We start from the raw sequence: 24,211 nt of genomic DNA, 5'->3' as shown, positions 1-24,211 counted from the left end.
GTCGGCGCGCTCGGTACCGCGGCGCGTTGGATGGGCGTGGGTGGGGTGCGGCAGGCTGGTCCCGTGACCGCCTCCCTCCCGCTGCCCGACGACGCCCCGCATCCGGGTGCCGCGCCCGCCGGTCCCGCGGCCCGCGGCCCCCTGCCGGCGCGCGCGCTCGAGACGAGCGCGGAGCACCCGTGGCCGGTCCGGCTCCTGTCGCGCAAGATCGAGCAGTACGTCGAGCGGATGGCGCCGGTCTGGGTCGAGGGCCAGATCGTCCAGCTCAACCGGCGCCCGGGCACGTCGACGGCGTTCCTCACGCTGCGCGACACGGACCTCGACATGTCGCTCCCGGTGTCGGCCGCGTCCCGCGTGCTCCAGGGCACACCGGTGGAGGAGGGCGCGCACGTCGTCGTGCACGCGAAGCCGGTGTTCTGGACGCGGCGCGGCACGCTCCAGCTCCAGGCGCGCGAGATCCGTCCCGTCGGCGTGGGCGAGCTGCTCGCGCGGATCGAGCACCTCAAGCGCGTGCTCGCGGCGGAGGGCCTGTTCGACGCCGACCGCAAGCGGCCGCTGCCGTTCCTCCCGACCGTCGTCGGGCTCGTGTGCGGGCGCGAGTCCAAGGCGGAGCACGACGTCGTGGTCAACGCGCGCGCCCGCTGGCCCCAGGTCCGGTTCGAGATCCGCGAGGTGGCCGTCCAGGGCGCGCACGCGGTGCAGCAGGTGGGCGACGCGATCCGCGCGCTCGACGCCGACCCGGAGGTGGAGGTCATCGTCGTCGCGCGCGGCGGGGGCGCCGTCGAGGACCTCCTGCCCTTCTCGAACGAGGCGCTGGTGCGCGTCGCGGCGGCGTGCCGCACGCCGCTCGTGAGCGCGATCGGCCACGAGACCGACTGCCCGCTGCTCGACCTGGTCGCGGACTACCGCGCCTCGACCCCGACGGCGGCGGCCAAGCGCGTGGTGCCTGACGTGACGGAGGAGCGCGCCCGCGTCGCGCAGAGCCGTCAGCGCCTGCGCAGCGCGATCGCGGGGCGCGTGTCCCGCGAGCAGGCAGGGCTCGACGCGCTGCGGTCCCGGCCCGTGCTCGCCGACCCCGGGCGGATGCTCACCGACCGGCAGGAGCGGGTCGGGGCGCTGCGGGACCGGGCACGCCGGGCGCTCGACGCGCGGCTCGTGCGCGCGGCGGGCGAGGTCGGCCGGCTCGAGGCCCAGGTGCGGGCCCTGTCTCCGGCCTCGACGCTCGAGCGGGGGTACGCCGTCGTGCAGCGGGCCGACGGGCACGTGGTCCGCTCCCCGGGCGACGTCGCGACGGGCGACGCGGTGCGCGTGCGTCTCGCGCGCGGCGCGCTGGACGCGGCGGTCACCGGCACGCACGACGACGGACCCGCTCCCGGCCGGGAGGCGTCGTGACGCGCCCGCGCCGGTTCTGGACCGCCCGCCCGACGACCGGTCGGGCCACGACGCACAGATGGGGTTGAATACTGCCGTGACTTCCTTTGACAACGCTGTCACGTCCGACGTGTCGACGCTCTCCTACGAGCAGGCGCGCGACGAGCTCGTGCAGGTCGTCGCCCGGCTGGAGGCCGGGGGCGAGCCCCTCGAGGACTCGCTCGCGCTCTGGGAGCGCGGCGAGGCGCTCGCCGCGCGCTGCCAGGAGTGGCTCGACGGCGCGCGCGCCCGCCTCGACGCGGCACGCTCGCAGGACGACGCGACGGCACGCGGCACGACCGACCCCGACGACCCGACCGGAGACGACGCATGAGCACGAGCACGGACCCCGCCCAGCCCGCCGCCGCGCCCACCGGGCACGTCCTCGTCGTCGGCGAGGCGCTCGTCGACGTCGTGCACCGCGCGGACGGCAGCGTCGCGGAGCACCCCGGGGGCAGCCTCGCGAACGTCGCGCTCACGCTCGGCCGCCTCGGGCGGGACGCCCGGCTCGCCACGTGGCTCGGGAACGACGCGCACGGCGAGGCGGTGCGGGCGTGGCTCGACGACTCCGCCGTGACCCTCACGCCCGGCAGCACCGACGCCCCCACGACGAGCGTCGCCACCGCGCACCTCGACGCGCACGGGGCGGCCACGTACGAGTTCGACCTGGAGTGGCGCGTCCCCGCGGGCACGGCTCCCGACGCCGGCACGCTCGCCGTGCACACGGGCTCCATCGCCGCCGTGCTGGAGCCCGGCGCGTCCGACGTCCGCGCGCTCGTGGCTGCAGCGCGCGACACCGCGACGATCACCTACGACCCGAACGCCCGGCCCGCCCTCATGGGCGACCCCGCCGACGCGCGCACCCGCATCGAGGCGCTCGTCGCGCTCGCCGACGTGGTCAAGGTGAGCGACGAGGACGTGGCGTGGCTCGCGCCGGGCAAGGACCCGGTCGCGGTCGCGCACGAGTGGCTCGCGCTCGGCCCGGCGCTCGTCGTCGTGACGTTCGGCGGCGAGGGCGCGGTCGCCGTCACCGCGGCGGGCGAGCAGCGCGTCACGGCCCCGCGCGTCGAGGTCGTCGACACCGTCGGCGCGGGCGACTCGTTCATGGGCGCGCTCCTGGACGGGCTGTGGGAGGTCGGCCTGCTCGGCGCGGACCGGCGCGAGGCGCTGCGCGCGATCGACGCCACCGTGCTCGGCGACGTGCTGCGCCGCTGCGTCGCGGTCGCCGCCGTCACCGTCTCGCGCGCCGGGGCCAACCCGCCGCGACGCGCGGAGCTAGCCCCCGCCTGAGCCCGGTCACCGCTCCGAGGCCGTGCCCGCGAGCCCGCCCACGAGCGCGGCCACAAGCCTGGGCACGAGGCGGCCACGAGGCTGGGCACGCCTCGGCCGCCCGGGCACGAACCCGGGCGGCCGAGACCTGCGTCAGACCTGCGCGTCCTGCTTCTGCGCCCGCTCCAGCGAGCGCTTGCGGTCCTCGACGTTCTCCTGCTCGATGCGCTCGGCCTCCGCGGTGTCGCGCGTGAGGTTCTCGCTCGTCTCCGGGTCGAAGATCATCATCTTCGTCGGGTCGAACCACAGGTCCGTCACGTCGCCGTCCCGCGCGCGCGACGCCGAGTCGAGCGCCACGACGAACTGCGTGCGCACGCCCTCGCCGTCGAGCTCGCGGTCCAGCTCGTCGAGCTGCCCCTTCACGGACTCGTGCATCTCGAACGGGACGTAGGCGTAGAGCTCCGCACCGAGCCACTCGGTGACGTCGATCTGCGCCTCGAACGTGTGGCCCCGGTCCTTCTTCGCCGGGTCGACGAGCCGCGCGTCTTCGAAGTGCTCGGGCCGCAGGCCGACGATCACCAGGCCCCGGTCGCCGACGGCCGTCGCGATGCTCTCCGGCATGTCGAACTCGCCGAACGGCAGCGTGATCTTCCCGCCCGAGACCTCGCCGGGCAGGAAGTTCATGGGCGGCGTGCCGATGAAGCCCGCGACGAACAGGTTGACCGGCTGCTCGTAGAGGCCGCGCGGGCTCGCGACCTGCTGGAGCACGCCGCGGCGCAGGACGGCGACGCGGTCGCCGAGCGTCATGGCCTCGGTCTGGTCGTGGGTGACGTAGACGGTCGTCGTGCCGAGCCGGCGCTGCAGGCGCGCGATCTCGGTGCGGGTCTGCCCGCGCAGCTTGGCGTCGAGGTTCGACAGCGGCTCGTCGAAGAGGAACGCCTTCGCGTCGCGCACGATCGCCCGACCCATCGCGACGCGCTGCCGCTGACCGCCCGAGAGGTTCGCCGGCTTGCGGTCGAGGTGCTCGCGCAGGTCGAGCATGTCGGCCGCGCGCTCGACCTTCTCCCGGATCTCCTCCTCGCTGTGCTTGCCCTTCGCGAGGCGCAGCGGGAACGCGATGTTCTCCGCGACCGTGAGGTGCGGGTAGAGCGCGTAGTTCTGGAACACCATCGCGAGGTCGCGCTCGCGCGGCGCCTTCTCGTTGACGCGCACGCCGTCGATCTCGAGCTCGCCCGCCGTGATGTCCTCGAGCCCGACGATCATGCGCAGGACGGTCGACTTCCCGGAGCCGGACGGCCCGACGAGGATGACGAACTCGCCGTCCGCGATGTCGAGGTTGACGTTGTCCACGGCGAGGAAGCCGTCGCCGTAGCGCTTGACGATGTCCTTGAGGGTGATCGACGCCATCAGCTCTCTCCTCGGGTTCGGCGTGCGGCACGGTGCCCGGCGGACCGGGAGGGCGTGCGGTGGTGGACGGGGCGGGCCGGGGACGCGGTGCTCATCCCTTCACCGCCCCCTGGGTCAGGCCCGAGACGATCTGGCGCTGGAACAGCACGACGAGGATGACCACGGGGATGGTCACGACGACCGCGGCCGCGGAGATCGCGCCCGTCGGCTCCTCGAAGTACGACGCCCCGGTGAAGAACGCGAGCGCCGCCGGGACCGGTCGGGCCGCGCTCGTCGACGTGAGCGAGATGCCGTAGACGAAGTCGTTCCACGCGATGAAGAACGCGATGAGCGCGGTGGTGAACACGCCCGGCGCGGCGAGCGGGACGATCGCCTTGCGGAACGCCTGCCACGGCGTCGCGCCGTCGACCTGGGCGGCCTGCTCGAGCTCCCACGGGATCTGGCGGAAGAACGCCGCGAGCGTCCAGATGGAGATCGGGAGGGTGAGCGACAGGTACGGGATGATCAGGCCGAGCCAGGTGTCGTAGAGGCCGATGTTGCGCCAGAGGTTGAACAGCGGCGTGACGATCGACACGACGGGGAAGATCGAGACGCCGAGCGCCGTGGTGAGGATGAGGCGCTTGCCCGGGAAGTTCAGGCGCGCGATCGCGTAGGCGCACAGCGTGGCGAGCACGACGGCGATGACCGTCGCGATGAGCGAGATGCCGATCGAGTTGCGCAGCGCGGACAGGAACAGCTCCTGCGCGGAGCCGCCGGACGCGAGGATCTGCTCGTAGTTGGCGGTGCTCCACTGCGGCGGCAGGAACGTCCCGGAGTTGATGTCGCTGGGCCCCTTGAAGCTCGTCATGAAGATCGAGAGCACGGGGAACAGCGCCCCGACGAGCACGACGACCGTGATGACGGCCCACCAGATCTTGGCCTTGGTGCTGAGGACGCTGCCCATCACTTCTCCCCCCTCGCGCCGGCGAGATCCACCTTGAAGAGCTTGATCGCGATGAAGCAGATGAGTACGACGCACAGGAACAGCAGCACGGAGATCGCCGAGCCCATGCCGATCTGGAGCTGGCCGATCGACGTGCGGTAGGCCAGCAGCGACAGCACCTCGGTGCCGTTCGCGCCGTTCGTCATGATGAAGACGTTGTCGAAGATGCGGAACGCGTCGAGCGCGCGGAACAGGACGGCCACCATGATCGCGGCCTTCATGTTCGGCACGATGACGCGGGTGAACCGCTGCCACGCGGTCGCGCCGTCGACCTTCGCGGCCTCCTCCAGGTCGCCCGGCACCTGCGCGAGGCCGGCGAGGAGCAGGAGCGAGATGAACGGCGTCGTCTTCCAGACCTCGGACGCGATGATGACGAACAGGCTCGTGCCCTGCTGCGCGAACCAGTTGAGGTCGGGCCCGACGCCCGGCACCCAGTCGAACCAGTGGTTGACGTACCCGGACGTGATGTCGAACGCGTAGAACCACGCGAACGCCGAGACGACCGTGATGATGCCGTAGGGCACGAGGATCGCGGTGCGCAGGAGCCCGCGCAGGCGCTTGATCGCGCGGTGCATGACGAGCGCGAGGGCGAAGCCGAGGATCAGCTCGATGACGACCGTGACGACCGTGATGAAGAGCGTGACCCCGAGGTCCCGCCACCACACGGAGTCCGTGAGGATCACGACGTAGTTGTTGAGCCCGACGAACGACCGGTCGTCCGGCGCGGTGAGCTTGTAGTTGAAGAGCGAGTCGTAGACGGCCTGGAGGATCGGGTACAGCGTCACGGCGAGCATGACGACGAACGCCGGTCCGGCGAGGTACCAGCCGAGGCGGGCCTCGGCCCGCGAGCGGTCGCTGCGCGCGGCATTGGCGGCGGCGTCCGGCGCGCCGCGCGACCCCGACCGGGGAGCGGCCCCGCCGCGCGGCGGGGCGTCGTCGGCCGCCGTCGACGGCGTGGTGGCGTGCCGGCCGCGAGGTGCGGGCTCGGTCGGGGGTCCGGCGTTCACAGGAGTCGCTCCCCTCGCAGGACGGCGGTGATGAACTCGGTGGACTCCTGCGGCGTCGTGTCGGGGTCGACCGACGCGGGCGGGTACCACGTCTGCTGGAGGCCCGTGGAGACCTCGTTGTAGAACGGCGTCTGGGGCCTCGGCGCCGCCTGGTCGAGCGAGTCGCGGATGACGTCGTACATGGGGAACGCCTTCTGGACGTCGGGGTCGTCGTAGGCCTTGATGCTCGCGGCCGGGTTGCCGTTGGTGACGAAGTACTCGGCCTGGTTCTCGGGGCTCACGATGCACTGGGCCGCCTCGTACGCGAGGTCGGTGTGCTTGCCGAACGCGCCGATGCCGAGCGAGATGCCGCCGTAGGGCGGCCGGGCGTCCTCGCCCTCCGTCGTGCGCGGGTACAGCGCCCAGCCGATGTCGTCGAGGAGCGCCTGGTCGAGCGACCCGGCCTCGACGGCGCTCTGGGTGGACGACCAGACGAACGGCCAGTTCACCATGAACGACCCGCGGTCCCCCTGGAACTTGGTGAGCGACGCCGGCTCGTCCTCGCTCGGCAGGCCCGGCCCGCCGACGCCCGAGGTGCCGATGCCGCCGATGATCTCCGCGGCCGCCTTGCCCGCGTCCGTGTCGAGACCGAGCTTCACCTCGTCGGCCGGGGCCTCGGGGTTGTCGATGATGTGGCCGCCCGCGCCCTCGACGAGCGCATTGATCCACACCGTGAGCGACTCGGCCTTGGCGCCCTGGACGGCCAGGAGCTTGTCCTGGTCCTGGGCCGCCTGCATGATCTGCTCCCACGTGACGGGCTGCGACATGTCGAGCCCGGCGGCCTCGGCCACGGACTTGCGGTACCAGAGGAGCTGCGTGTTCGCCCAGAACGGGATGGCGACCAGCTCGTCCTTCCACGTCGAGGCGTCGATCGCGCCCTGCACCACGTCCTGCGTCGTCGCCTGCGCGACGTCGTCGGGCACGGGAGCCAGGAAGTCCGCCTCGGCGAACTCCGCGATGAACACCGGGTCGAGGCTCATGATGTCGATCGACGAGTCCTTCGCCGCGAGGCGGCGGGCGAGCTGCTCGCGCTGCGACGCGGCGTCGCGCGGCAGCAGCTCGGTCGTGATGCGGTACGCGCCCCCGGCGGCCTCGGTGCAGGCCGCCGCGATGTCGGCCTGGCCCCCGTTGTCCGGGTTGATGTACCACGTGAGCTCCGGCGTCCCGTCGTCGCCCGGGCCGCACGCGGCGAGCGGCGCCACGAGCCCCGCGGCGACCAGGACGGCGAGCGCTCGGGTGCGTCGGCGCACGTCAGCTCCCCTCGGTCGCGCTTCCCCGAGTACCGGGGGTGTCACCCTCCATGGATACCGCCCCCCGGCGCGGCCCGCCATGCGAACGGGCACGCGGGGCACGCCCCGACCTGCGCGATGATGGGAGCCATGACCTCTCCCGCCCCCGCACAGCCGGTCCGTTCGCTCACCCCCGCCGAGGCGTGGGCGACGCTGCGGACCGGGAACGACCGCTTCGTCGCCGACGCCCCGCTGCACCCGTCGCAGGGCGCGGACCGACGACGCGAGACGTCGGCCGCGCAGCACCCGCACACGGTCCTGTTCGGCTGCTCCGACTCCCGCGTCGCGGCGGAGATCATCTTCGACCAGGGCCTGGGCGACATGTTCGTCGTCCGCACGGCGGGGCACGTGGTGGACACCACGGTGCTCGGCTCGATCGAGTACGGCGTCGAGGTGCTGTCCGCGCCGCTCGTCGTGGTGCTCGGGCACGACTCGTGCGGCGCCGTGGGCGCGGCGGTCGAGACCCTGCGGACGGGCGCGCAGGCGAACGGGTTCGTCCGGGCCGTCGTCGACCGCGTCATCCCCTCCGTGGCGAAGATCACCGGCGCCGGGAACGGCACGCTGGAGAACCTCGACCCCGCCGTGCTGCGCCGCGAGCACGTGCGCAACACGGTCGACATGCTGCACTCCTACTCGGCCGGCCTCGCCGCGGCCGTCGCCGAGGGCCGCTGCGCGATCGTCGGCGTCGAGTACGACTTCGCCGAGGGGCGCGCGCACCTGGTCGACGTCGTGGGCGACGTCGGCGAGCAGCCCCGCGCCGACGCCTGACCCCACGGCCGGGGCTGGCCCGGCGGTCCCGGCGCGGTCGTCCCCGGGCGGCGCCCGCCGACCCGCGCGCGACCCTCCCCGCAGCCCGCGTGACCTCGCTCACGCGGGTTGCGGGGGCCGGCGCGCGGTGCGGCAGGATGGCCCCATGACTGCATCTCCCGAGGCTCCCGGCGCCGCCGCCGGCGCGGCCGCACCGACGACCGAGTACCGCATCGAGCACGACACCATGGGCGAGGTGCGCGTCCCCGCGCAGGCCCTCTACCGCGCGCAGACGCAGCGCGCGGTGGAGAACTTCCCCATCTCGGGCACCCCGCTCGAGCGCGGCCACATCGAGGCGCTCGCCCGCGTGAAGAAGGCCGCGGCCCGCGCGAACGCGGAGCTCGGCGTGCTCGACGAGGACGTCGCCGCCGCCATCGTCGCCGCGGCCGACGAGGTCGCGTCGGGCGCGCACGACGCACACTTCCCGGTGGACGTCTACCAGACGGGGTCCGGGACGTCGTCGAACATGAACACGAACGAGGTCCTCGCGACGCTCGCGACGCGCTCGCTCGGACGCGACGTGCACCCGAACGACCACGTCAACGCGTCGCAGTCGTCGAACGACGTGTTCCCCACGTCGGTGCACGTCGCCGCGACGGCGGGGGTCGTGCGCGACCTGGTGCCCGCGCTGGGCCACCTCGCCGACGCCCTCGAGGCGAAGTCCGCCGAGTTCGCCACGGTCGTCAAGTCGGGCCGCACGCACCTCATGGACGCCACGCCCGTGACGCTCGGTCAGGAGTTCGGCGGGTACGCCGCCGCGATCCGCTACGGCGTCGAGCGCCTGGAGTCGGCGCTCCCCCGCGCCGCGGAGGTCCCGCTCGGCGGCACCGCCGTCGGCACCGGCATCAACACGCCCGCCGGGTTCCCCCAGCGCGTCATCGCGCTGCTGGTCGAGGACACGGGCCTGCCCCTCACGGAGGCTCGCGACCACTTCGAGGCGCAGTCCTCGCGCGACGGCCTCGTCGAGCTCTCGGGCGCGCTGCGCACGATCGCCGTCTCGCTCACCAAGATCTGCAACGACCTGCGCTGGATGGGCTCGGGCCCGAACACGGGCCTCGGCGAGATCTTCATCCCGGACCTGCAGCCGGGCAGCTCGATCATGCCCGGCAAGGTCAACCCCGTCGTGCCCGAGGCCGTGCTCATGGTCGCCGCGCGCGTGATCGGCAACGACGCGACCGTCGCGTGGGCCGGCGCGTCGGGCTCGTTCGAGCTCAACGTGCAGATCCCCGTGATCGCGCAGGGCGTCCTCGAGTCGATCCGCCTCCTCGCGAACGCGTCGCGCGTCCTCGCGGACAAGACCGTCGCGGGCATCACGGCGAACGTCGAGCGCGCCCTCGCGCTGGCCGAGTCGTCGCCGTCGATCGTCACGCCGCTCAACCGCGTCATCGGCTACGAGGCGGCGGCGAAGGTCGCGAAGCACTCCGTCAAGGAGGGCCTCACGGTCCGCCAGGCCGTGATCGACCTGGGCTTCGTCGAGCGCGGCGAGGTCACCGAGGCGCAGCTCGACGAGGCGCTCGACGTCCTGTCGATGACGCGCCCGCCGCAGGCCTGAGCGTCCGCGACCCGGGTCCACGGAGGCCGGGCGGAGCGGGACGACCCGCTCCGCCCGGCTTTCGTCGTTCCACCGCCGCCCGCCCGTGGTCCGCGGCCGGGCGGGCGTTCAGCCGAGGTGGACGGCGACCCCGTCGCCCGCGGGCAGCAGCCGCCCCTTCGGGCCGCGCACCAGGACGAACGCGAGGACCGCGCCCAGGAGCATGGTGACCGCGGCGGCGACGAAGACCGCGGAGTAGCCGTCCACGAGATCGGCGGTCGTGGGCGCTCCGCCGGCGGGCAGGGCGTTCGCGTAGACCGTCGTGAAGACGGACAGGCCGACCGAGCCGCCCACCTGCATCGCCGCGTTGACGGTCGCGCTCGCCGCTCCGGCGTCGTGCGGTGCGACGCCGGCCAGCGCCACGTTCTGCAGCGGCACGAGGACGAGAGCGAGGCCCACGCCGAGCACGACCTGCGACGGGAGGATCTCGGCGGCGTACGAGCCGTCGACCGTGACGCGGCTCAGGAGCAGCAGGCCGACGGCCGCGACCACGGGCCCGGCGACCATGAGCGGCCGCGGCCCGATCCGGGGCAGGAGCTTCGTGACGACCGGCGCGAGCACGAGGATGACGAGCGTCATCGGCACCGAGCCCAGCCCCGCCCGCAGGGGCGGCAGCCCCATGACGACCTGCAGGTGGAACGACAGGTACAGCAGCGCCCCGATCATCAGCGTGCCTACCACGGCCTGGAGCAGGAACGCGCCGGCGCGGACCCGGTCCCGCACGATCCGCAGCGGGAGCAGCGGCTGCGCCGTGCGGGACTCCACGACGACGAACGCGACGAGCAGGGCGACCCCTACCGCGAGGCAGGCGAGCGTGCCGGGCGCCGTCCAGCTGTGCTCGGCGAGGGTCAGCCCGTAGACGAGAGCACCGAGACCGAGCACGACGAGCACCGCACCGAGGACGTCGTAGCGGTTGTCGCCGTCGGCGCGGCTCTCGCGCAGCAGGAGGCTGCCCGCGACGAGACCGACGACGACGACGGGCACGTTGACCCACAGGCACCAGCGCCAGTCGGCGAGCTCGGTGAGGAGCCCGCCGAGGACGAGGCCGAAGGCCGCGCCGACACCCGCGATCGACCCGAAGACGGCGAACGCGGTGTTGCGCTCACGGCCGGCGGGGAAGGTGACGGTCAGCAGCGCGAGCGCCGCCGGGGCGAGCAGCGCCGCGAAGACGCCCTGGAGGCCGCGCGCCGCGACGAGCTCACCGCCGTCGCGCGCGAAGCCCGCGAGCAGCGAGGCGACCCCGAAGCCGGCCATCCCGACGAGGAACGTCCGCTTGCGCCCCGCATAGTCGGCGATCCGTCCGCCGAGCAGCAGGAGCGCGCCGAACGCGAGGGCGTACGCGGTGACGACCCACTGGCGCTGCACGTCGGAGAGCCCGAGCTCCGCCTGGGCCTGCGGGAGGGCGATGCTCACGATCGTGCCGTCGAGCACCACGAGGAGCTGGGTGAGGGCGAGGACGACGAGCACCCACCAGCGACGGGCAGACGGCGCACGCTTCGCAGCGGCCCCCGGTGCGGGGTCGGTCGGGGCGGCGTGGACGGGTGCGACGTCGGTGGAGGGCGGGGAGAGACGTGCAGGCATGGGCGACCTTCTGCGCGGGAGGGGATCGTGGGGTTTCCAGCCCGGACCGGTCACGCTCGGCGAGACCCGGCCGCTCCAACCGCGGGGTCGGACAGACGGACCACCTTAGCCCGACGGCGGCGGCGCCCGCCGCGCCCGAGAGCGGTGACGTCGGTCACCGCGCCACGCTCTCAGTAGTCGACGGGGTCGAGGCGGCGCAGCACGACGGCGAGCAGGCGCGCGAGCTCGGCGCGCTCGGCCTCGTCGAGGTCGACGAGCGCCGCGCGCTCCCGGTCGAGCTGCTGCGGGAAGACCTCGTCGACGAGCGTCGTCCCGGCGTCGGTGAGCGCGACGAGGACGCCGCGCCGGTCGCGCTCGGCGACGGTGCGCTCGACGAGACCGGCGCGCTCGAGCCGGTCGAGGCGCTTGGTGATCGACGCGCCGGGGGCGCCGGTCATCGTCGTGACCTCGCCCGCGCGCAGCGGCCGCCCGGCGCGGCGCAGCGCCGCGAGCACGTCGAACTCCGCGCGCGAGACGTCGTGCCGTGCCGCGGAGCGCTCCAGCGCCGCCTCGAGCAGCGCCGCGACGCGACGCAGCCGCGCCCCGACCGCCGGCGTCGCGGTGTCGAGGTCCGGCCGCTGCTCAGCCCACTCCGCGCGCACGCGGTCGACGTAGTCCACGGATCCAGGATAGGGCGCGCCTCACACTCTTTCACTGGTGAAACACCAAGGAATCACCGCTAGGCTGGTCCGTCGATGCCCCTCTCCTCCCCCGCCCGCCCGGCGCTCGCGCCCGTGCGCGCCGCCGCCCAGGACGTCCTCGACCCCGCCCACCTCCGCGCCGCCCTGCGCGTGAGCCCCGCCGACGCGACGCTCGCCGCCGCGCTGCGTTGCGGCGCCGCGGTCGCGCTCGCGATCGCCGTCCCGGGCCTGCTCGGGCGCCCGGACCTCGCGGCGTTCGCGTCGCTCGGCGCGCTCACGTCGCTCTACGGCCGGTACGACCCGTACCGGCGTCGGGCCACGCTCCTCGCGACCGTCGGCACGCTCATGACCGGCACGATCGCGGCCTTCACGCTCCTCGCCGCGGCGGGCACGCCCGCGCTCGTCACGACCGCCGCCGTCGCGCTCCTCGCCGCCGGGGCCACGGCCTTCTGCCTCCTCGTCCGCACGGGCCCGCCCGGCGCGACGATCGTCGTCTTCGCCGCGGGCGCGGGCCTCGCGGGCGCACCGACGCTCGCCGACGTCGCCCCGCGCGCGCTCGCGGCCGCGTTCGGCGCGCTCCTCGCGGGGCTCGTGTGCACGGCCGGCGTGCTCGTCCGCCCGACGGCGCCCGCGCGCCTCGCCGTCCGCCGCGCCGCCGACGCCGTGCGCGCCGCCGAACGACCCGGGGCCCCGCAGAACGCCGCGCATGCTGCCCGCGGTGCCGTCGCCCGGGCGCGCGACGTCCTCGCGGACGACGCGTCCTGGTGGCGGACCCGGCCCGCCGTCCCCGCGCTCGCCGCGGAGCTCGTCGCCGTCGAGGAGGCGCTCGACGCGAGCGGCGTGCCGCGCGATGGCACCGGCCCGGCGGTCCGCACGACCCTGCGCGCCCAGGCACGGTCCCGGGTCGCAGGACCCTGGCGGCTCCCGACCGTGCGCGTCGGCGCGGCCGGGCTCGTCGCCGGTGCGGTCGCCGCCGTCGCCGGCCTCGGGCACGCGGCGTGGGCGACCATGGGCTCGACCGCGGTGCTCCAGGGCGAGTCGACGCGCCACGCCGTCGTGCGGGCGCTGCAGCGCGGGGCCGGCACGGTCGCGGGCGCGCTCCTCGCCTGGCCGCTCCTCGCCGCGCCGCTCGGGTTCTGGGGGACGGCCGCCGTCGTCGTCGTGCTCCAGACCGTCACCGAGACGATCGTGGGGCGCCACTACGGGCTCGCGATGCTCACCATCACGCCCATGGCGCTGCTCATGACCTCGCTCGCGCACCCCGCCGACCCGTCGGCGCTCGCGCTCGACCGCGCGCTCGACACGGTCCTGGGCGCCGTCGTCGGCGTCCTCGCGGTGGTCCTCGTCCACCCGCGGACCCGCCTCCGCGCGAGCGAGACCCCCGGTCCGCCGAGGTAGAGGCCTGGCACCGCGAGGTAGAGGCCTGGTCATGACCAGGCCTCTACCTCGGCGGCAGGTCAGACCTCGATCGACTCCAGCATCTCCGTGACGAGCGCCGCCACGGGCGAGCGCTCGGAGCGCGTGAGCGTGACGTGCGCGAACAGCGGGTGGCCCTTGAGCGCCTCGATGACCGCGGCGACGCCGTCGTGCCGGCCCACGCGCAGGTTGTCGCGCTGCGCGACGTCGTGCGTGAGGACGACGCGCGACGACTGCCCGATGCGGGACAGCACCGTGAGCAGGACGTTGCGCTCGAGCGACTGCGCCTCGTCGACGATGACGAACGCGTCGTGCAGCGAGCGCCCGCGGATGTGCGTGAGCGGGAGCACCTCGAGCATCTCGCGGTCGATGACCTCGTCGAGCACCTGCGGCGAGACGAGCGCCCCGAGGGTGTCGTAGACGGCCTGCGCCCACGGGTTCATCTTCTCGGCCTCGGAGCCGGGCAGGTAGCCGAGCTCCTGGCCCCCGACGGCGTAGAGCGGCCGGAACACCATGACCTTGCGGTGCTGCCGGCGCTCCATGACGGCCTCCAGCCCGGCGCACAGCGCGAGGGCCGACTTGCCGGTCCCGGCCCGCCCGCCGAGCGAGACGATCCCCACGCTCTCGTCGAGCAGCAGGTCGATCGCGACGCGCTGCTCCGCGGACCGCCCGTGCAGCCCGAACACCTCGCGGTCGCCGCGCACGAGCTGCACGTGCTTGTCCGCGGTGACGCGCCCGAGGGCGGACCCGCGCGGCGAGTGCACGACGAGACCCGTGTGGCAGTGCAGCGGGCCGGCCGCCTCGACGACCGCTGGGTCCAGGCTCGTGAGCTCGACCGACTCGTGCTCCCAGAGCGCCGCCGCTTCCGCGTCGGTGAACGAGATCTCGCCCATGCCGGTCCAGCCCGAGTCGACGGCGAGCTCGTGCCGGTACTCCTCGGCCCGCAGGCCCACGGCCGACGCCTTGACCCGCATCGGCAGGTCCTTCGACACGACCGTGACGTCGTGGCCCTCGGCCGCGAGGTTCGCCGCGACGGAGAGGATCCGGGTGTCGTTGTCCCCCAGCCGGAACCCGGCCGGCAGCACGCCCGGGTCGGTGTGGTTGAGCTCCACGCGCAGCGTCCCGCCGACGTCGCCGACGGGGATCGGGGCGTCGAGCCGGCCGTGGTTGACCCGCAGGTCGTCGAGCATGCGCAGCGCGCTGCGCGCGAAGTAGCCGAGCTCGGCGTGGTGGCGCTTGGCCTCCAGCTCGGTGATGACGACGACCGGGAGGACCACGTCGTGCTCGGCGAACCGCCCGATGGCGCGCGGGTCGCTCAGCAGGACCGACGTGTCGACGACGAACGTGCGGCGCGCGCCGTCCGGTGCGCCGTCCTGCGGTGTGGGTGAGGTACCGGGGGTGGGTGAGGAATGGACCACGAGGGCTCCCCTCCGGCGCACGCGCGCCGTTCTCTCTCTGGGCGAGGCGGGCGACCGGCCGTCGGGCCGTGGGTGCCACGGCTCAGCAGCGCCGGTGCCGGCCCTCCTGAGCGGAGCGTGAACCCCATCGGCTGGCCTCCCGGAGGACGGCGAAGGTGCCGTCCGTCTCCTCGAAACTACGCCCGTGTGATTCGGGTCACCACCCCCGACACGCCTCCGCGCGAGGTTTAACCCCCCGTTCACGCGGAGGCCGCACCCGCGGGCCGCGCGAGATCGACCCGAGCGTCCGAGACCGGCCCTCCGGGGGCCGGCGTCGTGACGGTCGGGTCGATCCCGGACAGGTCAGTGCTCGACGTGCTTCGGCGCCATCGCGATCGCGGCGACGAACCCGAGCACGAGCACCACGGCCGTGACCGCGAGCGTCTGCCCGACGGCGGTCGCGAAGCCCTGGTGGAACGCGGTGGTCGCGGCGTCCGTGACCTGGCGCGCGACGTCGTCGGGCACCCCCGGCGGGAGGTCGAACGACCCGCCCTGCCCCCCCTGGAGCGACCCCGCGTTCGCGAACCCGTCGACGAACTGCTGGCGGAACTGCTCGGGGAGCGAGGCCGCCGCGTCCCGCGCGGCCGCCGGGAGGGTCACCGCGAGGCGCGCGGTGAGCGTCGCGACGATCGCCGCCGACCCGATCACGCCGCCCACCTGGCGCGTCGTGTTGAAGGCGCCCGCGCCCGCCCCGGCGGTGCGGTGGTCGAGGCCCGACGTCGCGAGGTTCGCGAGCGGCGAGAAGACGCACCCGGTGCCGATGCCGAACAGCGTCATGGGGAGCACGATCGTCACCACCGACACGCCCGGCCCGACGACCGCCGCGAGCCAGCCGATCGCGACCGCGAGGACGCCGAACCCCGTCGCGACGACCCACTTCGCGGGCACGCGGTCGGACAGGCGCCCGGCGAGCGGCGCGACGATCCCCGACACGAGCGAGCCCGGCAGGTTCACGAGCGCGGCGTGCAGGGGCGACAGCCCGAGGATCGACTGGAGGAAGATCGTCAGCGGGAAGAAGATGCCGATCATCGCGAACGACACGGACATGCCCGCGACGTTCGCGAGCGAGAAGTTGCGCGAGCGGAAGAGCCGCAGCGGCAGGAGGGCGTCGTCGCCGAGCCGGCGCTGCCACAGCACGAACGCGGCCAGCACGAGCAGGCCGACGCCGATCACGCCCCACACCGTGACCGGCCCGATGATCGTCCCCCAGTCGTACGTCTGGCCCTCCTGGAGCCCGAAGACGACCGCGAAGAGCCCGACGACGGACAGCACGACGCCGACCACGTCGAACGAGCGCTTGTTCGTCGCGAGCCGCGGGAGCCGCACCAGGGCGAGCCAGAGCGCGACGACCCCGACCGGGACGTTGACGAAGAAGATCCACTCCCAGCCCCACGACTCGACGAACAGCCCGCCGAGCAGCGGGCCGGCGATCGTCGCGACGCCCGCCGTCGCACCCCACAGCCCCATGGCCGCGCCGCGCTGCCGCGGCGGGAACACGCGCGTGATCATGGCCATCGTCTGCGGCGTCATGAGCGCCGCTCCGACGCCCTGGACGACGCGCGCGGCGATGAGCATCCCGATCGAGCCCGACAGCCCGCACCACGCGGACGCGAGCGTGAACACCGCCAGGCCGACGACGAACACCGGCTTGGGCCCGTACCTGTCGCCCAGGCGGCCCGCGAGCAGGAGCAGCACCGCGTACGAGAGCAGGTAGGCGCTGTTGACCCAGCCGACCGCGACCAGCGACGCGTCGAGCTCGCGCTGGAGCGTGGGGACCGCGATGTTCACGATCGTGGTGTCCACCATGATCATGAAGAAGCCGAGGATGAGCGGCGGCAGGATGCTCCAGGCGCTGCGGCCGTGGAGGTCGACGAGGGGCACGACGCGCGAGCCGGCCTCGGCGGGTGCCGGGGCCGGGCCGGTGCCCGGGGCGGGAGTGGTCACGAGGACTCCTGAGGTGAGGTCGTGCGGGAGTGGCGGAACGCGGGCCCGGGCTCCTCGGTCCAGCTCAGCGCGCCGGACGTGACGTCCGCGACGGTCGCGTCGAGCCAGGCGATCTCGGCCCGGGTCTGGTGGAGCTCGAAGTGGGCGTCGAGCAGGTAGCGGCGGGGCAGGCCGCGCGCGACCACGTCGTCGAGGCGCTCGCGCACCCCGTCGATCGCGGCCGCGAGCGCCGCGCGACGCTCGCGGAGCAGCGCGAGGGCGTCCTCGCGCGGGAGGTCGTGCACGAGCGCGAGCCCGACAGGGAAGGCGGGGTACTCGCGCGGCGTCTCGCGGACGAGGTCGCGCGTGCGGGCGTCGTGCGCGGCCACGCCGGCCGGGGTGATGGCGTAGAGCGTGCGCTCGGGGCGGTTGCCGTCCCGGTCGACGCCCGCGCGCTCGACGAGGCCGTCCCGCTCGAGGCGGTCCACCGCGTGGTAGACGGCGCCGGGGTTGAGCCGCACGAGGCGGTCGTCGCGCCGCTTGCGCAGGCGCACGAGCATCTCGTACGGGTGCATGGGCTGCTCGAGCAGCACGGCGAGCACGAGGGTCGCCGTGGGGCTGAGGCGCGGGGAGGTCACGGCAGTCTCCGGGACGGGGTGGAGGGGTGGCCGGCCGGCGGGTGGGGAGCTCGGGCCCGGCTGGAATATTCCGGTTGGAATATACGCCTGCGCCCGGCCGGTGTCGACCGCCGAGGCTGCGGTGCACACGGCATCGTCGAGGCCACGCGCGCGGGGTCACGCGGGCGAGTCGCACGGCGGGGTCGCGCGGGCGCGACGGCGCGCGTAGGTTCGCGAGCCATGAGCGCCCCCGAGCTCCTGGACCTCGACGCGACCGCGCTCGCCGGCGCCCTGCGCGCCGGCGACGTCTCCCCCGTCGAGGTCCTCGACGCGACGCTCGACGCCGCCGCGGGGGTCGGTGCCACCGTCGGTGCCTTCACGCTGCTCACCCCGGACCTCGCGCGCACGCAGGCCCTCGCCGCGCAGGACGCGCTCGCGGCGGCGCGGCGCGACGGCCGGGCCGGTCCCCACGACGGCCTCCCGCCGTTCCTCGGCGTCCCCTGCCCCGTCAAGGACCTCACGATGGTCGAGGGCGTGCCGATGCGCGCGGGCTCGGCCGCGATCGACCCGTTCCCCGCCCCGCACGACGACGGCGTCGTGACGCTCCTGCGGCGCGCCGGCACGGTGATGGTCGGCAAGACCTCGACCCCGGAGCTCGGCCTCCCCTGCTACACGGAGCCCGACGTCGGCCCGACCGCCCGCACCCCGTGGGACCTCGCGCGGTCCGCGGGCGGGTCGAGCGGGGGTGCGGCCGCCGCGGTCGCGGCGCGCGTCGTCCCCGTCGCGCACGGGAGCGACGGCGGCGGCTCGCTGCGCATCCCCGCGAGCGCGTGCGGGCTCGTCGGGCTCAAGCCGTCGCGCGGGCTCGTGAGCCCGGGCCCGTACGGGGTCGACGGCGCGGGGCTCGCGACGCACGGCGTCCTCACCCGGTCGGTCCGCGACACCGCCGCGTTCCTCGACGTGCTCGCGCGCCCCTGGCCCGGCGACACCTTCACCGCGCGGCTCGGCGCCCCGCCGGACGGGCGGCGGCTCCGCGTCGGGCTGCTGCTGGAGCCCGTGATCGCCGCCGGCGCCCCCGTGCACCCGGCGTGCGCCGACGCCGCCCGCGCGGCGGCGGAGCTCCTCGTCCGGCTCGGGCACGACGTCGTCGAGATCCCGCCCCCGTTCGGGGCCGAGCGCTGGGACGCGTTCGCGGCGCTGTGGTCCGTCGGGGCGCTCCAGGCACCCGTCCCGCCGGAGCGCGAGCACCTGCTCGTGCCGCTCACGCGGTGGCTGCGCGAGCGCGGGCGCGCGGTGAGCGGGCTCGCGTACGCGACGGCGCTCGCGGGGGTGCAGCAGCTCACGCGCGAGGTCGCCGCCGCGTGGTCGGGCGTCGACGTCGTGCTCTCCCCCACGCTCGCGCAGCCGCCCGCGCTCGTCGGCAGTCAGCGCGTCGACGACGACCCGGCCGCCGACTTCGCCGCGCAGACGGCGTTCACGCCCTGGACGAGCGTCTGGAACCTCACGGGGCGGCCCGCCGTCTCCCTCCCGCTCGGCGAGGCGCGCGTCACCGACCCCGACGGGTCGTCCGCGACCGTCCCCGTCGGGGTCATGCTCGGCGCGGACCACGGGGACGACGCCCTGCTGCTGGCCCTCGCGGCGCGCCTCGAGGAGGCCGCGCCGTGGTCCCACCGTCGCCCGGGGACGTCGTCGTGACGGCGTACGCCTGCCTGCTCTTCGCCGTGAACGTGGGCGGGCGGAAGGTCCCGTCGACCGCGCTGCGGGACCTCGCGGGCGAGCTCGGCCTCGCGCACGCCCGCACGGTCGTGAACAGCGGGAACCTCGTCGTCGGGCCGGGGTCGTCCGGCGCGTCGTCGCCCGCGGACGTCGCGCGCCTCGTGCACGACGGCGTCGCCGAACGGTTCGGCGTCGACGCCGCCGTGGCCGTCCTCACGACCGAGCGCCTCCGGAAGATCGTGCGCGGGAACCCGCTGCCCGACGACGCCGCCGAGCGCCCGGCCGGGCTGCTGGTCCACGTGGGCGAGGAGCCCGTCGACCCGGACGCCGCCGCCACGCTCGGGCCGCGCCTGACGACCGAGCGCGCCGTCGTCGCGAACGGCGTCCTCTACGTCGCCTACCCCGACGGCGTCGGTCGGTCGAGGCTGACGGCGGCCGTCCTCGCGAAGGCGGCCGGGACCCCGGTGACGGGCCGGAACTGGAGAACGACGACGCGCCTCCTCGCGCTCGCCGAGGACACCCCGCCCTGACGCGCGCGGCGGGACGAGCGCCAGGAGACTGGACCGCGAGCCGGACACGTCGACCGCGAGGGGTGCGCCGCCCCGTAGGATCGTGGGCGGTGTGCCGGGAAGTCTGGTCGGCCACGGTCCGCGACGCGGCCGTGCGACACGACAGCGACCCCGGGAGCACGATGACCCACGCCGCCCTGCCCTCCGGCCCCTCGGCCACCCCGCCGACCGACCGCCCCTCCCCCGGTGCACGCCTGCGCCGCTGGGTCGGGCGCGAGACGACGGGCGGCGCCCTCCTCATCGGCGCGGCGCTGCTCGCGCTGCTCTGGGCCAACTCGCCCTGGCGCGAGTCCTACCTCGCCCTGTCGAGCACCGTCGTCGGCCCGTCCTCCCCGCTGCACCTCGACCTGACGCTGTCGACGTGGGCGGCCGACGGCCTGCTCGCGATCTTCTTCTTCGTGGTCGGCGTCGAGCTCAAGCAGGAGTTCGTCGCGGGCAGCCTGCGCAACCCGAGGCAGGCGGGCGTCCCCGTGCTCGCGGCGATGGGCGGCATGACGGTGCCGGCCCTGATCTTCGTCGCCGTCCTGCTGACCACGGGCGACCCGGGCGCTCTGCACGGGTGGGCGATCCCCACGGCGACGGACATCGCGTTCGCGCTCGGCGTGCTCGCCGTCTTCGGCCGCGGGCTCCCCGTCGCGATCCGCACGTTCCTGCTCACGCTCGCGGTCGTCGACGACCTGCTCGCGATCGTCGTCATCGCGATCTTCTACACGGCGGAGCTGCGGTGGGGCTCCCTCGGCCTCGCGCTGCTCGCCGTCGCGCTCTACGCCGTCCTCGTGCGCGCGCGCCGCACCCGCTGGTGGCTCCTGCTGCCCGTCGCGGTGGTCGCCTGGGCGTTCATGCACGAGTCGGGCGTCCACGCCACGATCGCCGGCGTCCTGCTCGGCTTCACCGTCCCCGCGCTCGCGGTGCACGGGGAGCGCGAGTCGCGCACGCAGCGCTTCGAGCACACGGTGCGCCCGCTCTCGCAGGGTGTCGCGCTGCCGGTGTTCGCGTTCTTCGCGGCCGGCGTCTCGATCGTGGGCGGCGAGACGCCCGTCGGGGAGGTGCTGACGCAGCCCGTCGTGCTCGCCATCGTCCTCGGCCTCGTCGTCGGCAAGCTCGTGGGCGTGCTCGGGGTCACCGCGCTCGTCACGCGCTTCACGCCGCTGCGGCTCGCGGCCGGCATCGGGGTGCGCGACCTCCTGCCGGTCGGGTTCCTCGCAGGCATCGGCTTCACCGTCTCGCTCCTCATCGCGGAGCTGTCGTTCCCCGACGCCGAGCACACCGACGGCGCGAAGATCGCGATCCTCGCGGCGTCCACGATCGCGGCGGTGCTGGCCGCGCTCGCGCTGCGCTGGGACGCCCGCCGGGCCCGCTCGAACGACATGAACCGCGACGACCTCCCGGACGACGTCACCGACTTCATCGGTGACCCGAAGGACCGCCTGGAGCACTAGCCCGAGCGGGCCCGCCCTGCTCAGCAGGCGGCGGCGACCTCGAACCGGCCGGGCGCGGCCTCGCGCAGCGTCGTGACCGTCGCGTCGCCCTGGCCGAGGTACGCGAGCGAGCCGACCGCGTAGTACGGGTTGTAGGGGTTCACGCCGTAGGAGATCGCGCGCCCCGCGGCCCGGTGCTGCGCGTTCGTCGCGGTGCCGCACCACGGCCCGGTCGGCGCCTGCACCGTCACCGTGACCTGCGCGGTCGACGCGTTCCCCGCCGCGTCGACCGCGCGGGCCGTGAGCACGTGGGAGCCGGCCGCGAGCGCCGTCGTGTCCCAGTCGAACCCGTACGGGGCGGTGCGCAGCGTCGCGAGCGCCGCGCCGTCGGCGCCCAGCTCGACGCGGTCGACCGCGCGGTCGTCGGACGCCGCGACCTCCACGCGGACCGTCCCCGAGACGGCGGCGCCCGCGGCGGGCGCGGTGATCGCGACCGTCGGCGCCGTGACGTCCGGGTCCGGGTCCGGGCCCGGGTCGCGGTCGACGCGCCGGTTGTTCGCGAACAGGAAGTCGGTGAGGTAGGCCGGGTAGTCGATGCTGTTCGTCGACACGTAGGACCCTCCGGGGCCGCCGCCCGCGGGCCACGCGTGCGCGAGACCGGTGTTCTGGACCAGCGAGACGCGCGGGCCGGCGGCGTCGGACCACAGCGATCCGGTGCCCGCGCGGTTCGTGCCCGCGAGCCCGGCGAGCGAGAACGACGACGTGGTCCCGGCCCCGTAGAGGTCGGCCATGACCTGGGCGTTGAGCGTCCCGTACCCGGTCGCGACCGTCGTGTCGGCGCTGCCGAAGACGACGGACGTCACCTGCGAGCCGAAGCCCGCCGCGTGCGTCCCCGCGAAGGTCCGGCACGTCGAGCGCGCCTGCGCGAGCGTCGTCGCGACGCTCCCGATCTGGCCCGACGTCGTCCCGACCGTCGGCCCCGCCGCGATCCCCACGCCCGCGAACACGTCGGGCGCGAGGCAGCCCATGACCATCGCCTGGCCGCCGCCGGACGACAGGCCGCTCACGTAGACCTGGTCCGGGTCGATGCCGAGCGAGGCGTCTGCCAGCAGGGTCGAGACGAGGTCGAGCAGGTTGTCGTCGTGCCGCGCGGGGTTCGTGCGGCTGTGGTTCGTGTCGTAGTAGTCCCAGCAGCCGAGCAGGACGCCGCCGTTCGGCGCGGCGGGGACCGCGACGACCATGCCGTGCTCGTCGGCGGTCGCGGTCCAGTTGCCGCCGGTCTTGAGCACCTGCGACGTCTGGACGCACCCGTGCAGGGAGATCATGAGCGCCCGACCGCCGGGGAGCGCGGGCGCCGTCGACGGCCGGTAGAGCTCGACCGTCATCCCGCCGGCGGTGCGCTGGGACCACGACCCGGCGGCCGTGGCCGGTGCGGTGACGAGCGGGGCGAGCACGACCGCGAGCGCCGCGCCGAGGGCGAGCGCGACGGCGCTCCGGCGGGCGCGGGCGCGCTGTCTGAGGGAGTGCCTGACCATCTGAACCTCCACGTCGAGGTCGGGTCGCCGTCGGCGCTTCGCGCGCCGTGGCGCGCACCGTCGCGCGCCGGACCCGGGCGAACCGGACGTTACGTGTGACCTGAATCACCTGTCAACATCAGACCTGCCACGACCGGCGCGCTCGCGACACCGGGCGCGCGGCGGTCCCTCCCGACGCGGGTTGACACCGCGCCGCCCGGGGATCCATGATTCCCGCAACCTGAATCGCCTCTCATGTTTGAGCGGCGCTCCCCCTCAGGACCACCCAACGAAGGGCGAAGTCATGCGGACGAAGAAGTCCCAGCGGTCGGCGCTCGCCGTCGCCGCGCTCGCGGCCGCGAGCCTCGCGCTCGCCGCCTGCGCGCCGACCGACGCGAGCGGCGGCGGCAGCGCCGGAGGCGAGACCAGCACGAGCGCCGACCCGGTCGACGTCGGCATCATCTACTCCAAGACCGGGCCGCTCGCGGCCTACGGCGAGGCCTACTACGAGGGCTTCCAGGCCGGTCTCGACTACGCGACCGACGGCACGGGCGAGGTCGACGGCCGCCCCGTCAACGTGACGTTCCACGACGACGGCGGCGACCCCGACAAGGCCGTCGGGCAGGCGAAGGACCTCATCGGCAAGGGCTACCAGATCCTCGGCGGCACGGTCGTGTCCGGCGTGGCGCTCAAGCTCGCCGAGCAGGCCGAGCAGAACAAGGTGCTCTACATCTCGGGGCCCGCCGCGGTCGACGCGCTCACGGGCATCAACGACTACACGTTCCGCTCGGGGCGCCAGTCGCTCCAGGACGTGGCGACCGCCGGCACGTTCGTCGACCCGGACGGTGCGAAGGTCGTCGTGTTCGCCCAGGACAACGCGTTCGGCCAGGGCAACCTCGCCGCGGTCGAGGCCGTCCTCGGCGCGCAGGGCGCCGAGGTGACGAGCGTGCTCGTGCCGGAGGACGCGACGGAGTTCACGCCGTTCGCGCACCAGATCGTCGACGCCGCGCCCGACCTCGTGTTCGTCGCGTGGGCCGGGGCGACGTCGGGCGCGATGTGGCAGGGCCTGGACCAGCAGGGCGTCCTCGACGCGACCACGGTCGTCACCGGGCTCGGCGACGTCGCGACCTACGGCGCGTACGGCGCCGCGGCGAGCAAGGTCGACTTCCTCAACCACTACTTCCCCGGCGCCGCGGGCACCGAGGTCGAGGCCGCGATGCTCGCGTCCGTCGAGGAGGCCGGGAAGCAGGCCGACCTCTTCACGCCCGACGGCTTCGTCGCCGCGCAGATGATCGTCCACGCGATCGCCGAGGGCGGCGACGACGTCGACGCCATGGTCGACGCGCTCGAGGGCTGGAGCTTCGACGGCCCCAAGGGCACGACGACGGTCCGTGCGTCGGACCACGCGCTCGTCCAGCCGATGTACCAGGTGAAGCTCGTGGCCGAGGGCGACGGCTGGGTCCCCGAGCTCGTCGCCGAGGTGCCGGGCGACGACGTCGCGCCGGCCGAGGCGGGCTGA

At 74.7% G+C, this 24,211-nt stretch carries 20 protein-coding genes; 10 read left to right on the top strand and 10 right to left on the bottom strand.

From position 1 onward, the window contains the following. Positions 1 to 81: 81 nt before the first annotated feature. The 3 genes from xseA (at position 82) to MT994_RS09755 (ending at position 2,700) form a co-directional block, all read left to right on the top strand. Complete coding sequence (gene xseA / locus MT994_RS09765; protein ID WP_354806132.1) at positions 82 to 1,392, top strand: exodeoxyribonuclease VII large subunit; 1,311 nt, start codon at positions 82 to 84, stop codon at positions 1,390 to 1,392. Positions 1,393 to 1,468: 76 nt separating this feature from the next. Next, positions 1,469 to 1,744 (top strand): exodeoxyribonuclease VII small subunit, encoded by a 276-nt coding sequence (locus MT994_RS09760; RefSeq protein ID WP_034651437.1) that lies wholly within the window; start codon positions 1,469 to 1,471, stop codon positions 1,742 to 1,744. Beyond that, positions 1,741 to 2,700 (top strand): carbohydrate kinase, encoded by a 960-nt coding sequence (locus MT994_RS09755; RefSeq protein WP_354806048.1) that lies wholly within the window; start codon positions 1,741 to 1,743, stop codon positions 2,698 to 2,700. The genes MT994_RS09760 and MT994_RS09755 overlap by 4 nt, the downstream gene beginning before the upstream one ends. Positions 2,701 to 2,832: 132 nt before the next feature. Here MT994_RS09755 and MT994_RS09750 read toward each other — a convergent pair whose 3' ends face one another. The 4 genes from MT994_RS09750 to MT994_RS09735 all read right to left on the bottom strand — a co-directional run bounded on the left by MT994_RS09750 (position 2,833) and on the right by MT994_RS09735 (position 7,364). Then, positions 2,833 to 4,086: an ABC transporter ATP-binding protein gene (locus MT994_RS09750; RefSeq protein ID WP_021482413.1), complete on the bottom strand. Its 1,254-nt coding sequence runs from the start codon at positions 4,084 to 4,086 to the stop codon at positions 2,833 to 2,835. Positions 4,087 to 4,177: 91 nt separating this feature from the next. Next, complete coding sequence (locus MT994_RS09745; protein WP_086148808.1) at positions 4,178 to 5,029, bottom strand: carbohydrate ABC transporter permease; 852 nt, start codon at positions 5,027 to 5,029, stop codon at positions 4,178 to 4,180. Next, positions 5,029 to 6,075: a sugar ABC transporter permease gene (locus MT994_RS09740; protein ID WP_354806047.1), complete on the bottom strand. Its 1,047-nt coding sequence runs from the start codon at positions 6,073 to 6,075 to the stop codon at positions 5,029 to 5,031. The genes MT994_RS09745 and MT994_RS09740 overlap by 1 nt, the downstream gene beginning before the upstream one ends. After that, complete coding sequence (locus MT994_RS09735; protein ID WP_043659768.1) at positions 6,072 to 7,364, bottom strand: extracellular solute-binding protein; 1,293 nt, start codon at positions 7,362 to 7,364, stop codon at positions 6,072 to 6,074. The genes MT994_RS09740 and MT994_RS09735 overlap by 4 nt, the downstream gene beginning before the upstream one ends. A gap of 129 nt (positions 7,365 to 7,493) precedes the next feature. On the opposite strand from MT994_RS09735, the gene MT994_RS09730 reads away from it, so the two are divergent. After that, positions 7,494 to 8,171 (top strand): carbonic anhydrase, encoded by a 678-nt coding sequence (locus MT994_RS09730; protein ID WP_043659766.1) that lies wholly within the window; start codon positions 7,494 to 7,496, stop codon positions 8,169 to 8,171. Between the two features lie 145 nt (positions 8,172 to 8,316). Continuing rightward, positions 8,317 to 9,762, top strand: a complete 1,446-nt coding sequence (locus MT994_RS09725) for a class II fumarate hydratase (protein WP_021482628.1) — start codon at positions 8,317 to 8,319, stop codon at positions 9,760 to 9,762. A gap of 108 nt (positions 9,763 to 9,870) precedes the next feature. Here MT994_RS09725 and MT994_RS09720 read toward each other — a convergent pair whose 3' ends face one another. Beyond that, entirely contained in the window at positions 9,871 to 11,382 is a 1,512-nt protein-coding gene (locus MT994_RS09720; protein WP_354806045.1) for an MFS transporter, read from the bottom strand. A gap of 170 nt (positions 11,383 to 11,552) precedes the next feature. Further along, entirely contained in the window at positions 11,553 to 12,041 is a 489-nt protein-coding gene (locus MT994_RS09715; protein WP_354806044.1) for a MarR family transcriptional regulator, read from the bottom strand. A 75-nt stretch (positions 12,042 to 12,116) separates the two neighbouring features. Here MT994_RS09715 and MT994_RS09710 point away from each other — a divergent pair, with 75 nt between their 5' ends. Further along, positions 12,117 to 13,460 (top strand): FUSC family protein, encoded by a 1,344-nt coding sequence (locus MT994_RS09710; RefSeq protein ID WP_354806043.1) that lies wholly within the window; start codon positions 12,117 to 12,119, stop codon positions 13,458 to 13,460. A 59-nt stretch (positions 13,461 to 13,519) separates the two neighbouring features. Here the strand turns inward: MT994_RS09710 and MT994_RS09705 are convergent, their stop codons facing one another. The 3 genes from MT994_RS09705 to MT994_RS09695 all read right to left on the bottom strand — a co-directional run bounded on the left by MT994_RS09705 (position 13,520) and on the right by MT994_RS09695 (position 17,496). Continuing rightward, positions 13,520 to 14,896 carry a PhoH family protein gene (locus MT994_RS09705; protein ID WP_021479796.1) on the bottom strand — a complete coding sequence of 459 codons (1,377 nt, stop codon included), beginning with the start codon at positions 14,894 to 14,896 and terminating at the stop codon, positions 13,520 to 13,522. 342 nt (positions 14,897 to 15,238) lie between these two features. Further along, positions 15,239 to 16,816 carry a DHA2 family efflux MFS transporter permease subunit gene (locus MT994_RS09700; protein WP_354806130.1) on the bottom strand — a complete coding sequence of 526 codons (1,578 nt, stop codon included), beginning with the start codon at positions 16,814 to 16,816 and terminating at the stop codon, positions 15,239 to 15,241. Positions 16,817 to 16,875: 59 nt separating this feature from the next. After that, positions 16,876 to 17,496, bottom strand: a complete 621-nt coding sequence (locus tag MT994_RS09695; RefSeq protein WP_051028208.1) for a helix-turn-helix transcriptional regulator — start codon at positions 17,494 to 17,496, stop codon at positions 16,876 to 16,878. Positions 17,497 to 17,715: 219 nt separating this feature from the next. Here MT994_RS09695 and MT994_RS09690 point away from each other — a divergent pair, with 219 nt between their 5' ends. From MT994_RS09690 to nhaA, 3 genes are all read left to right on the top strand, one after another. Further along, the gene (locus MT994_RS09690) at positions 17,716 to 19,170 is read left to right on the top strand and encodes an amidase (protein WP_354806042.1); all 1,455 of its coding nucleotides are present in this window, start codon (positions 17,716 to 17,718) and stop codon (positions 19,168 to 19,170) included. Then, positions 19,137 to 19,721, top strand: a complete 585-nt coding sequence (locus MT994_RS09685; RefSeq protein ID WP_354806040.1) for a DUF1697 domain-containing protein — start codon at positions 19,137 to 19,139, stop codon at positions 19,719 to 19,721. The genes MT994_RS09690 and MT994_RS09685 overlap by 34 nt, the downstream gene beginning before the upstream one ends. Positions 19,722 to 19,882: 161 nt before the next feature. Beyond that, the gene (gene nhaA / locus MT994_RS09680) at positions 19,883 to 21,199 is read left to right on the top strand and encodes a Na+/H+ antiporter NhaA (protein WP_021483106.1); all 1,317 of its coding nucleotides are present in this window, start codon (positions 19,883 to 19,885) and stop codon (positions 21,197 to 21,199) included. A gap of 20 nt (positions 21,200 to 21,219) precedes the next feature. On the opposite strand, the gene MT994_RS09675 is transcribed toward nhaA, so the two are convergent. Beyond that, positions 21,220 to 22,713 carry a PHB depolymerase family esterase gene (locus MT994_RS09675; RefSeq protein ID WP_354806038.1) on the bottom strand — a complete coding sequence of 498 codons (1,494 nt, stop codon included), beginning with the start codon at positions 22,711 to 22,713 and terminating at the stop codon, positions 21,220 to 21,222. A gap of 283 nt (positions 22,714 to 22,996) precedes the next feature. Here MT994_RS09675 and MT994_RS09670 point away from each other — a divergent pair, with 283 nt between their 5' ends. Continuing rightward, the gene (locus MT994_RS09670; RefSeq protein WP_034650798.1) at positions 22,997 to 24,211 is read left to right on the top strand and encodes a substrate-binding domain-containing protein; all 1,215 of its coding nucleotides are present in this window, start codon (positions 22,997 to 22,999) and stop codon (positions 24,209 to 24,211) included.

It is taken from the genome of Cellulosimicrobium sp. MI9406 (assembly GCF_040595865.1).
GTDB classification, from domain to species: Bacteria; Actinomycetota; Actinomycetes; order Actinomycetales; family Cellulomonadaceae; genus Cellulosimicrobium; species Cellulosimicrobium funkei.
This window is presented reverse-complemented; position numbering and strand designations above follow the sequence as displayed.

Bases quoted from the DNA above. Each gene is read 5' to 3' on its own strand.
- MT994_RS09710 (WP_354806043.1), top strand. From the start codon at position 12,117: ATGCCCCTCTCCTCCCCCGCCCGCCCGGCGCTCGCGCCCGTGCGCGCC.
- MT994_RS09675 (WP_354806038.1), bottom strand. From the start codon at position 22,713: ATGGTCAGGCACTCCCTCAGACAGCGCGCCCGCGCCCGCCGGAGCGCC.
- nhaA (WP_021483106.1), top strand. From the start codon at position 19,883: ATGACCCACGCCGCCCTGCCCTCCGGCCCCTCGGCCACCCCGCCGACC.
- MT994_RS09730 (WP_043659766.1), top strand. From the start codon at position 7,494: ATGACCTCTCCCGCCCCCGCACAGCCGGTCCGTTCGCTCACCCCCGCC.
- MT994_RS09720 (WP_354806045.1), bottom strand. From the start codon at position 11,382: ATGCCTGCACGTCTCTCCCCGCCCTCCACCGACGTCGCACCCGTCCAC.
- MT994_RS09755 (WP_354806048.1), top strand. From the start codon at position 1,741: ATGAGCACGAGCACGGACCCCGCCCAGCCCGCCGCCGCGCCCACCGGG.
- MT994_RS09670 (WP_034650798.1), top strand. From the start codon at position 22,997: ATGCGGACGAAGAAGTCCCAGCGGTCGGCGCTCGCCGTCGCCGCGCTC.
- MT994_RS09725 (WP_021482628.1), top strand. From the start codon at position 8,317: ATGACTGCATCTCCCGAGGCTCCCGGCGCCGCCGCCGGCGCGGCCGCA.
- MT994_RS09690 (WP_354806042.1), top strand. From the start codon at position 17,716: ATGAGCGCCCCCGAGCTCCTGGACCTCGACGCGACCGCGCTCGCCGGC.
- MT994_RS09745 (WP_086148808.1), bottom strand. From the start codon at position 5,029: ATGGGCAGCGTCCTCAGCACCAAGGCCAAGATCTGGTGGGCCGTCATC.
- MT994_RS09750 (WP_021482413.1), bottom strand. From the start codon at position 4,086: ATGGCGTCGATCACCCTCAAGGACATCGTCAAGCGCTACGGCGACGGC.